Origin of the sequence: Kitasatospora sp. NPDC051702 (genome assembly GCF_040681575.1) — a bacterium.
Lineage (GTDB): Bacteria > Actinomycetota > Actinomycetes > Streptomycetales > Streptomycetaceae > Kitasatospora.
In genome coordinates this window covers 80,729-91,024 of record NZ_JBFAZB010000007.1, presented here as the reverse complement: position 1 = coordinate 91,024, position 10,296 = coordinate 80,729, and the positions used below count along the sequence as shown (strand labels likewise).

Annotated in this window: 7 protein-coding genes; 5 read left to right on the top strand and 2 right to left on the bottom strand. The window is 74.2% G+C overall.

Annotated elements, in window-relative coordinates; all coding sequences use genetic code 11:
• The first annotated feature begins 137 nt into the window (after positions 1 to 137).
• On the top strand, positions 138 to 383 hold the full coding sequence (locus AB0N04_RS08910) for a hypothetical protein (RefSeq protein ID WP_360216460.1): 246 nt from the start codon (positions 138 to 140) through the stop codon (positions 381 to 383).
• Positions 384 to 414: 31 nt separating this feature from the next.
• Here AB0N04_RS08910 and AB0N04_RS08905 read toward each other — a convergent pair whose 3' ends face one another.
• The gene (locus AB0N04_RS08905; protein WP_360216458.1) at positions 415 to 621 is read right to left on the bottom strand and encodes a hypothetical protein; all 207 of its coding nucleotides are present in this window, start codon (positions 619 to 621) and stop codon (positions 415 to 417) included.
• Positions 622 to 1,032: 411 nt separating this feature from the next.
• On the opposite strand from AB0N04_RS08905, the gene AB0N04_RS08900 reads away from it, so the two are divergent.
• On the top strand, positions 1,033 to 2,313 hold the full coding sequence (locus tag AB0N04_RS08900; RefSeq protein WP_360216535.1) for a helix-turn-helix transcriptional regulator: 1,281 nt from the start codon (positions 1,033 to 1,035) through the stop codon (positions 2,311 to 2,313).
• Between the two features lie 36 nt (positions 2,314 to 2,349).
• Here the strand turns inward: AB0N04_RS08900 and AB0N04_RS08895 are convergent, their stop codons facing one another.
• Positions 2,350 to 2,976 (bottom strand): hypothetical protein, encoded by a 627-nt coding sequence (locus AB0N04_RS08895; protein WP_360216455.1) that lies wholly within the window; start codon positions 2,974 to 2,976, stop codon positions 2,350 to 2,352.
• A 298-nt stretch (positions 2,977 to 3,274) separates the two neighbouring features.
• Between AB0N04_RS08895 and AB0N04_RS08890 the strand changes: the two genes are divergently transcribed.
• The 3 genes from AB0N04_RS08890 (at position 3,275) to car (ending at position 10,295) form a co-directional block, all read left to right on the top strand.
• Positions 3,275 to 5,641, top strand: coding sequence for a hypothetical protein (locus AB0N04_RS08890; protein ID WP_360216452.1), 2,367 nt, complete (start codon positions 3,275 to 3,277; stop codon positions 5,639 to 5,641).
• A gap of 129 nt (positions 5,642 to 5,770) precedes the next feature.
• Positions 5,771 to 6,481, top strand: coding sequence for an FCD domain-containing protein (locus AB0N04_RS08885; protein WP_360216449.1), 711 nt, complete (start codon positions 5,771 to 5,773; stop codon positions 6,479 to 6,481).
• Between the two features lie 211 nt (positions 6,482 to 6,692).
• Positions 6,693 to 10,295 (top strand): carboxylic acid reductase, encoded by a 3,603-nt coding sequence (car, locus tag AB0N04_RS08880; protein WP_360216446.1) that lies wholly within the window; start codon positions 6,693 to 6,695, stop codon positions 10,293 to 10,295.
• The last annotated feature ends 1 nt before the right edge of the window (position 10,296 follow it).

Sequence of the window (10,296 nt, the reverse complement as noted above, 5' to 3'; positions counted from 1 at the left end):
AACCGCTCGGCGGTGGTGGGGCGTCAGAACCCCGTCAGGGCCGCGTGAGCAGTGCGTCAAACCGGGCGGCGACGGGCGAGCGGTGGTGGAGGCTGGACCGACCTGCAGGTCCGCAGGCCGTCCCGGAGGTGAGCCGCATGTCCGTTTCCACTGTGTTTCGTCCCGCCGTCCACGCCGCCGGCCCCCGCAGCCGCAGCCTGCGCGCCGTCCTCGCGCAGCTGCTCCACCGCCTCGCCACCAGCCCCCTCGACAGCCCCGTCCTGCACGCCCTGGGAGCCCCGGGCACGCCCATCCGCGCCGCACGGCCCCGGGCCACCTGGCACCCCGTCACCACGCCGGACGGCAGGACCACCCTCGAAGCCCACTGGCACCCGGGCCCGTGACCGCCGCCCCGCCCGTTTCTTGGGGGAGCGGTCAGCCGAACGGCAGGACCGCCGTGCTGCGCCGGGCGAGGGCGCGGGCGTAGTCGGCGGCCTCGGCGGTCAGGGCGCGGTAGACGAGGACCGGGTCCCCGGCCCGGATCAGGGCCACCGCGCACCCGAGGCACCAGGGCCGCGGCGGCGTGACGTCCACGTCCTCGATGGCCGCCTCGGCACAGCCGCACTCGGCACAGGCAGACATGCAACCCCCTCGTGTCTCAGGACCAGGAGGAGCCGCACACGGTGCAGCCCCACCGGCCGCCCATCGTCTGGTAGGTGGATCCCGATCCGCAGACCGGGCACGCCGTCATCGACGGTCCCCGGTCGCCGTCCGGCAGGTTACCGCGACACGGCACCGTCCGCGGGCGGGTCGGAGTCTTGGGGCGGTCGAGCAGTTGGGGCGCTGACATGACGAACTCTCCTCTGGGTGAGGGCCGGATGGGGTTGCGCCCGGCCGGGGCACCTCCAGAAGACCGCGGCAGGATCGGGAAACGGAGCCCCGGACGGCGCATCCGCACGCCGTGTGCGTGCCTCGCACACGGCATGCAAGCCCTGCCCTTCAGCGCCTCTCGACGGATACGGTTGTCACTCCTTGGAGTTGAAAGGCAGCACCGTGTCACATCAGTGTCGAGTCGGGACGGCCATCAGGGCCGCGCGGTGTGCGCTGCGGATGACCCAGGCCGAGTTGGGCCGTGCGTGCGGTTACTCTGCATCTGCGATCAGCAGAGTCGAGGCGGGGAGACTTCGGCCCACGGACGGGCAGCTCCGGGTGATCGCCAGAGTGTTGGGTATGTCGCCTGACACCGTTGACGCGAGCCGACCGGATACGCTGGCCGGGGATGTGACCCCGGGTCAGGAGGATGCGATGCTCCGCAGACAGCTGCTCGTTGCGGGTGTGTCGGCAGCAGGGGTGTCGGTACTTCCGTCGACCGCAGCGGCTTCCCCACGGACGGACGCATCGACGCGGATCGTCGGAGCACTGTACGGGGCTGAACCAGCGGCGCCGGTCTCCCTGGCTTGCCTGCAGACGTCTCTGACTTCGGCCTGGTCGGCCTTCGCGGCGGCGCGCTATGGAAGCCTCGGCGAGATGCTGCCGGGCCTGCTGGGGACTGCGCAGGCGACCCGCGACATGTTGTCCGGCCGGGCGCGGGAGGAGGCTCATGCATGTGTCGCGCGTGCCTGGGTGCTCGCGACCGAGCTTGCACTGAAGGGCCACCACTCCGATGTCGCGTGGCCTGCCGCGGACAGGGCCCTGGCCGCGGCTCAGGCCAGCGGGAATCCGGTGGTACACGGGGAAGCGGCCAGGGTTCTGGCCATCACGATGAGACGCTCTGGACGTCCCAGCGCCGCGGTCGACCTCCTGCGCCGCGCCGCCGGCGCGCTGGCGAAGGAACAGGACGAGGTTGCCCGTGCGGTGGCGGCAACGCTGATGATGACTGCCGCCTACACAGCCGCATGCGGCCAGCGCCGAGGTGAGGCCCTCGATCTGATGACGGGCGCGGAAGACGTGGTGGGGAGCGTTGCGGCCACCGAGTCCAGGCCGAGGTCCGCACTGTTCACGGTGGACGCCACCAGTGCTCAGGTCGATCTGTACTGGATCGGCGTCCATACGGCCCTCGGCACGCCTGATGAGGGCGTCCGGTACGCGGCACAGATCTCGCCGCGCGCGTTGCCGACCGTAGAGCGGCGCGCGAGGTTCGGTACTGACTGCGCGCGTATGTGGCACCACCTCGGCGACCATCGCAGGACTTTCGCCGCATTGCAGTTCACCGAGCGGGTAGCACCGGAGGAGGTGCGCCGTCCGGCTCTGCGGGCGTTGACAGCGGATCTGCTCTACGCGCCCGTGTCGGTACCTGGCGTGCGGGAGCTCGCCGCACGCACAGGGGCGTCGTAGGAAGCGGCCGGCCGCCGCTGGGGCCGGCCGGCCGGGTCACATCATGCGTTCGGCCGTGGCCGCGCGGGCGCGGAGGGCGGTGGCCTCCTCGTGGGCGCCGCGGGCGTCGAGGAGGCGGGCGCGGTACTCCATGGCGTAGGCGTCGCCGAGGGCCTCGGCGCGGAGGAAGGCCCGGACGGCGCCGTCCGCGTCGCCGCTGTCGCGGAGGGCCACGCCGAGGGCGGTGACGGGGTAGGCCTCGTCCTGGGCGAGGATCAGCGGGGTCCAGTGTTCGACGGTCGCCCGGTCGCCGCGGTCGAGGGCCTGGCGGACCAGGCCGAGCATCGCGTCGGGGTCGCCGAGGGCGGCGCTGCGTTCCCAGACCACCTGGGCGCGGTTGGTGTCGCCGGACATCTCGTGCAGGGTGCCCAGGTTGAAGCCGGCGCCGGCGTTCCCGGCGTCCCAGGCCCTGGTGAGCCAGTGGAGCGCGCGGGTGCGGTCGACGGTGACCAGGGCGGCGCCGAGGTTCGCCATCGCGATGACGTCACCGGCCTCCGCCTCCTCCTGCAGCCCGGCCAGCTCGACGGGGAGGGGCTGGTGGCCCGATGCGAGCAGGACCCGGCGCGAGACGATCCCGTCGCCGCCTTCGGCGTCGCCACGTCGGCGACGGAACCAACGGAGCATCAGCGGCTCCCGGAGGGGCGGGGCCGGGCAGGCCGGTGGAGGGCGGCCTCGGTGGGGGTGAGCATGCGCCGATGGTGCCATGCGATCGACCGGTCCCCGCAGGTGGGTGGGGGTTTCGGGGTTCCCGGGCGTCCCGGGGTGCGGTGTGTCGGTGGGGAGTGGTTGCATTCCGACCATGTCTGGTGAGCTGCACGTCGATGATGTCGGGGCCGGCGCCGGTGGACAACCGGCCCCGGGAGGAACGGAGTTCGGGGAGGGGGCGGATCGTCCCGGGGTCGGGCCGGGGCGTCCCGCCGGTGTGCCGGCGGCCGCCGAGGCCCTGCCGACCGGCGGCTGGTGGCTGCCCGGCCGGCGGGAGGACGGCCTGCTCGCGGGCCTGGCCCGGTACTGGACCGCCGACGGGGCTCCGGAGCGGGTGGTCTACCACCGGGCCGGGCAGGAGGTCGCCCGGTTCCCCCGGGGTGAGGCGAGGGCGAACCCACTGATCGAGGCCGCCCGCGACGGTGACGCCGCGTCGGTCGAGCTGTGCCTGGCGGCAGGTCTGGGCGCCTCGCCGGGCGCGGCGTGGCACGCCGCGTACGAGGGGTTGCCGGAGCTGGCGTTGCGGCTGCTGCGGTCAGGGCGGGCCGGCGGGACGGGACACGGCGGCGGGACGGGACGCGGCGGCGGGACGGGACGCGGAGGCGGGACGGGACGCCCCGGCGAGGCGGAACGGGCCGACCGGACGGGACACGGCGGTGCGGTGGACCCGGCCGACGCCGTCGAGCTGGCCGAGGTGCGCACCCCGCCCGCGGCGCCCTCGCCGGGCGTGCCCGAGGACGCCGTGTGGGTGGCGGGCATGCTCGCGTTCGTCGCCGGGGGAGTGGAGCCGACGACCGGGGCGGCGGTCGGCACGTGGCGCTGGTGGACGCAGGCCTGGCACCAGACCTCCGATACGACGGGGCCGAGCTACCACGCCCCCGACAGCTGCTACCACGGTTACGCGGAGGCGGACTTCGTCGACGGCAGGCCGGCGGAGCGCCGGGCGTACCTGAGCTCCGGCAGGCTCTACCGGGTCGAGCGGTACCGACCGGACGGCGCGCGGCTGTCGGAGCGCAAGTACAGCGGCGGGGTGCCGGAGCAGGAGTGGGAGTGGCCGGCCGACGGCACCGTGATCCGCCGCCGGTTCCAGCGCGACGGCGCCCTCCGGGTCGAGCGCACCGAGCGGGACGGCGAGCTCGTCGGCGAGCGGTGGTACGACGCGGACGGCACCCGGACGGTGGAGGTCGGGCCCACCGGGGCCACCGTCGAGGGGGAGCCGGTCGAACGCTGCCGTGCGCTGGGCCCCGGCGGGGCGGTCGTCGCCGAAGGGCACGCCGATCCCGGCACGCGGGGCGGCCCGGTCGGGGTCTGGAACCTGTTCGGGGCCGACGGCGCCGCGCTGGGGGAGGTGTCCTTCGACGGGCTCGGCCTCGCCCGCGACGAGCGGATCGGCAGGTCCGCCCATGCCCTGCAGGCCTGGCGCGCGGCGCCCGTACCGCGCGAGCTGGACGGCGCCGAGGCGGTGCCGTGGGGTCGCCTCGGCACCTTCTTCGGCGACTCGGAGGAGGTGCCGTTCCTGCTCAAGGGGCTGTCCGTCGCCAACCCGGACGCGATCTCCCTGGCCCTGGCGCAGCTGTCGCACATGCTGCTCCACCAGCACACCATCGCGGAGGCCGCCGGGCCGGCGTTCCGGTACATGACCGCGCTGGCCGGGCGCCCCGTCGAGGCCGGTCCCGATCCCGATCCCGGGGCCGTGCTCGGCCTGCTGGAGTTGCTGGCCGGCATCGCGACCCGAGACGGGGACCCCGACGCCGTCCGTGAGCTCAAGCGGATCCGGGCCGACCTCCCCGCCGGAGCGACGGAGCCCGGCGAGCACTACGCCCGCAGCGGCGCCGAGCCCGCCCACCACCACGTCCACACCGCCCTCACCGAGGCCGTACCGACCTGGACCGGGCTGGCCGCCCACCGGAGCACCGGGATCCGGCGCCCGGCCGTCGCCCTGCTCGCCGCGGCGCCGGGCGAGGCGGCGGCCCGGGCACTGCACGACCGCCTCGCCCTCGAACCCGAGCCCGGGATCCGCGCGGAGATCCTGCTCGGCCTGGGCCTGCACGAGCCCGACGACGACACGTTGCGGGCCCTGGAACGGCACCTCGCCGACGACGACCCGCTGCTGCGTTTCTGCGCGGCGCTGACCTGGGTACGCCGACGGCCTTCCGCCGCAGGCCCGGGCGCCCGGCTCCTCGTCGAGGTGCTCCGGGGCGGCCTGGACACCGACGGCTTCGAGGGCCTCTACCTCGGCACGGGCGACCCGACCACCGACACCGTCACCACCCTGGCGCTCCTGCCGCCGGAGCAGACCGAAGGCCTGCTCGCCGGGCTGTGCGCCGCCCTGGACGAGGTCGACCCGGTCGACGCCGCGTCGGTGGCCAACGCGCTGCTCGACATCGTCTTCCCGACCGCGGCCCACGGCGAGGGCGAGCCGCTCACCGACGGCCAGCGCACCGTGATCCGCGCGATAGCCGACAGCACCAACGCCTGGGAATTCAACGTCAACCTGTACGAGGTGCTGGACGTCAACGGCCTGCCCCGCGCCGCCGATGCGCTGCGGGCGCTCGCCGACACCGCGCCGACCGCCGAGCAGTAGCGGCCGCCGAGCGGTAGTGGCCGCCGACCGCCGGCGCCGGGCACGTCCGCGGCCGGCCCCGGACGAGGGGCGGTGCGGGTACCAAAGAACCGATGTTCAAATGTCTGATGTTTGTATAGGGTCTCTTCCATGAGACGCATCAGCGCACCGCGGCGAACGGCCAGCCTGTCCGCCCAGCTCGTGGAAAGCCTCCGCTCGCACATCGAGGCGGGGGGCTGGCCGGTCGGGACGCGGATCCCGCCGGAGCAGGCCCTCGTCGAGGAGCTCGGGGTCGGACGCAGCACGCTGCGGGAGGCGATCGGTGCGCTGGTGCACCTCGGCCTGCTGGAGCCCAGGGCCGGTGACGGCACCTACGTCCGCTCCTCCAGCGAACTCCAGTCGGTCATGGTGCGGCGAGCGGGCTCCGCGGAGCGGGACGACGTGCTGGAACTGCGGACCGTTCTGGAGGAGTACGCCTCGGGCGCCGCGGCCCTGCGCCGCAGCGAGGAGCAGGTGCGGCAGCTGCGGGAGCTGCTGGCCGACGCCGAGGCGGCCGCTGCCGGCGAGGACGCGGTCGCGGCCACGGGCGTCGACGCGCTCTTCCACCGGTCCGTCGTCCGGGCGAGCGGGAACGAGCTGCTGATCGAGGTGTACGACCACCTCGGCACGGCGCTCACCGCACACCTGGGCGGCATGTCCTGGGACGCCGCCCACGCCGAGGAACACGCGGGCCTGCACCGGCGGCTCGTCGACGCGATCGAGGCCCGTGACGCGGGCGGCGCCCGGGAGGCCGCGGGCGCGATCGTCCGGCTCACCCGCGACCACGAAACCGCCGAGGCACGCGCAGCCGAGGAACGCTGAGCCCGCAGCCGACCCCGGTGTCCCGACACCCCGCCGCCGGGGCGGGCGGCCGCCCCAACGGCAATACGGCCCGCCCGAACGGCAACACCGCCCGAACGGCAACACCGCCCGCCCCCACAGCAACACCGCCCGACCGAACGGAAGCACCGCACCCCCGAACATCGACACCGCCCGCCTGAAAAGGCGTTCTCGGCCGCAAAGGAGATCATCCGTGTCCCGATCCCGCCTCCCCGCCGACGAACTCGACGCCCGCGCCGACCGGCGCAGCGCCCACCTGTACGCGACTGACGCCCAGTTCCGTGCCACCGCGCCCCTGGACGCCGTCACCGAGGCGATCCGGCGACCCGACCTGCCGCTCGCCGAGCTGGTGGCCACCGTGCTGGAGGCGTACGCCGACCGCCCCGCCCTCGGCGAGCGTGCCACCGAGCCGGTCACCGACCCGCAGACGGGCCGCACCACGCTGCGCCTGCTGCCCAGCTTCGACACGCTCACCTACGGCGAACTCCGCGAGCGGGTGGACGCGGTGGCCTCCGAGTGGCGCCACCATCCCGAAACCCCGCTGGGCCCCGGCGACTTCGTCGCCCTCCTCGGGCCCACGAGTGCCGAGTACGCCGTGGCGGACCTCGCCTGCCTCCGCTCCGGCGCGGTCTCCGTCCCCCTGCAGTCGGGTGCGTCGGCGGCACAGCTGGCCCCCGTCGTGGAGCAGTCCGGACCGCGCCTGCTCGTGGCGGACCTGGCCCAGCTGGACGTTGCCCTCGAGCTCGCGGCGCGCGCCCCCTCGCTGGGCAGGATCGTCGTCATCGGCCACCGCCCCGAGGCCACCGCCCACCAGGAGCAGCTGGAGTCCGCGCGCGCCCGGCTCGCGGCGCGGGGCCGGGGAGTGGCCCTGGACACCCTGGCGTCGACCGTCGAGCGGGGAAGGACGCTGCCGTCGCTCCCCCGGGTCCCCGACGGGTCGGCGCCCGACGCGCTGAGCGCGCTGATCTACACCTCGGGGAGTACCGGCACTCCCAAGGGGGCCGTGTACACCGAGCGGCTGGTCCGGCAGTTCTGGGTCGACTTCGTGCCCGGCCAGCCGGTGCGGCCCGCCATCGTGCTCAACTACCTGCCGTTGAGTCACATGGTGGGCAGGGGAGTGCTGTTCGGGACGCTGGCCAAGGGGGGCCTGGCCTGTTTCACGGCGTCGGGTGACCTGTCGACGCTCCTCGAGGACCTCTCCCTGGTCCGTCCCACCGAGATCGTCCTGGTTCCGCGCATCTCCGACATGCTCTTCCAGCACTACCGGGCGGAGTCGTCCCGCCGGAGCGGGACGACCGGCGGGACGACCGGCGGGACGGCCGGGGGTGCGGCCGACGGTGCGGCCGACGAGCAGCTGATGGCGGAGCTGCGGGAGGAGGTCATGGGCGGCCGCCTCCTCACGGCCGTCAGCGCCTCGGCCCCGCCGAGCGCCGAGACGACGGCCTTCATCGAGGACTGCTTCCGCGTCAGGCTGCTCGACGGCTACGGGTCGACGGAAGGCGGCGTCGTCACCCTCGACGGCCGGGTACAGCGCCCGCCGGTGACCGACCACAAGCTGGTCGACGTACCCGAACTGGGCTACTTCGGCACCGACGCGCCGTACCCCAGGGGCGAACTGCTGATCAGGTCCGACCGGCTCGTCCCCGGGTACTACCGGCGACCGGACGCCACCTCGGAGGTCTTCGACGAGGACGGCTTCTACCGCACGGGCGACATCATGGCCCGGGTCGGCCCCGATGAACTGCGCTACGTCGAGCGCCGCTCCAACGTCCTCAAGCTGTCGCAGGGCGAATTCGTCGCCGTCTCCCGCCTGGAGGCGCTCTTCGACGCCAGTCCGTCCGTCCGGCAGATCTTCCTGTACGGAAGTGGCACCCGCGCCCATCTGCTCGCGGTCGTCGTGCCGACGCAGGAGGCCCTCGACCGGGTCGACGGGGACGCCCAGCGCCTGCGGCCGGTCCTGCGGGAGTCCCTGCGGAGGCTCGCCGCCGAGGCGGGGCTGAACTCCTACGAGATCCCGCGGGACGTCCTGGTCGAGACCGAGCCGTTCACCCAGGAGAACGGGTTGCTCTCGGGGGTGCGCAAGCCGTTGCGGCCGGCCCTGACGAAGCGCTACGGCGAGCGTCTCGAGGCGCTGTACGCCGAGCTGGCCGACCGTGAGGCGGAGGAGGTCCGGACGCTGCGCCGGCTCTCCTCCGGCCGGCCGGTACCCGCGACGGTGCTCAGGGCCGCGCAGGCGGTCCTCGGGTTGGAGGAGGGCGTCGTGGAGCCCGGCACGCGCTTCCTCGAACTCGGCGGGGACAGCCTCACGGCGCTGTCGTTCTCCGGGCTGCTGAAGGAGGTCTTCGGCGTCGACGTCCCCGTCGACGTGATCATCGGCCCGGTCAACTCGCTGCAGCGGGTGGCCGATCACGTCGAGCGGGCGCTCGCGGCGGAACACCGCCGTCCCACCGCCGACAGCGTGCACGGCCCGGACGCGACGCGACTCGACGCCGCCCAGCTGCGGCTGGACGCGTTCCTCGACGCGCGGACCGTCGAGCACGCCGCACGGCGACGGCCGACCGGTCCGCTGCCCGAGGCCCGGACCGTCCTGCTGACCGGTGCCAACGGCTACCTGGGCCGCTTCCTGTGCCTCGAGTGGCTCGAGCGCGTGGCGGAGCGCGGTGGCACGCTGGTCTGCGTGGTCCGCGGCTCCTCCGCCGAGGAGGCCCGGGCACGCCTCGACGCGGCCTTCGACAGCGGTGACCCGGAACTCCTGGAGCGGTACCGGAAGTCCGCAGCCCGGCACCTCCGGGTGGTCGCCGGCGACATCGGGGAACCGGGTCTCGGACTCGACGAGGAGACCTGGCAGTGGCTGGCCGACACGGTCGACCTGATCGTCCACCCGGCGGCACTGGTCAACCACGTCCTGCCCTACGGCCAGCTGTTCGGCCCCAACGTGCTGGGCACGGCCGAACTGATCAGGCTCGCGGTCACCTCCCGGACCAAGCAGTTCACCTACCTGTCGACGGTCGCGGTGGTCTCCGGGAACGCGGCGGCCGCCGAGGAGTCGGCGGACATCCGCACCGCGTGCGGGGTACGCGACCTCGACGGCGACTACGCCGACGGCTACGCGGCCAGCAAATGGGCCGGCGAGGTGCTGCTGCGGGAGGCGCACGAGGCCTTCGGCCTGCCGGTCGCCGTCTTCCGCTCGAACATGATCCTCGCGCACCCGCGCTACCGCGGTCAGCTCAACGTCCCGGACGTCTTCACCCGCCTCGTGCTCAGCCTGCTGGCGACGGGCATCGCACCCGGCAGCTTCTACGCCCGGGGCGCCGGAACGGGCGCCGGCGCCGGTAGCGCCACCGCCACCGGCGCCGACCGCGGACACTTCGACGCACTCCCGGTGGACTTCACCGCGCGGGCCGTCACCGCGCTCGGCGACGACGCACGCGAGGGCCACCGGACGTACAACGTGGTCAACCCGCACGAGGACGGCATCTCGCTCGACACGGTCGTCGACTGGCTGATGGCGGACGGACATCCCCTGACACGTGTCCAGGACCACGCCGAGTGGGCCGACCGCTTCGAGACCGCCCTGCGCGCCCTGCCCGACCGCCGGAGGCAGCACTCGGTGCTCCCGCTGCTGCACGCCTTCGCCGAGCCGGCGCAGCCGCTCGCCGGATCCGCCCTGCCGGCCGACCGGTTCCGTGCGGCGGTCCGGGCGGCAGCCCTCGGCGACGAGCACGACATCCCCCGGCTGTCAGCGGACCTGATCACCAAGTACGTGGCCGACCTCCGGGCGCACAGCCTGATCTGAC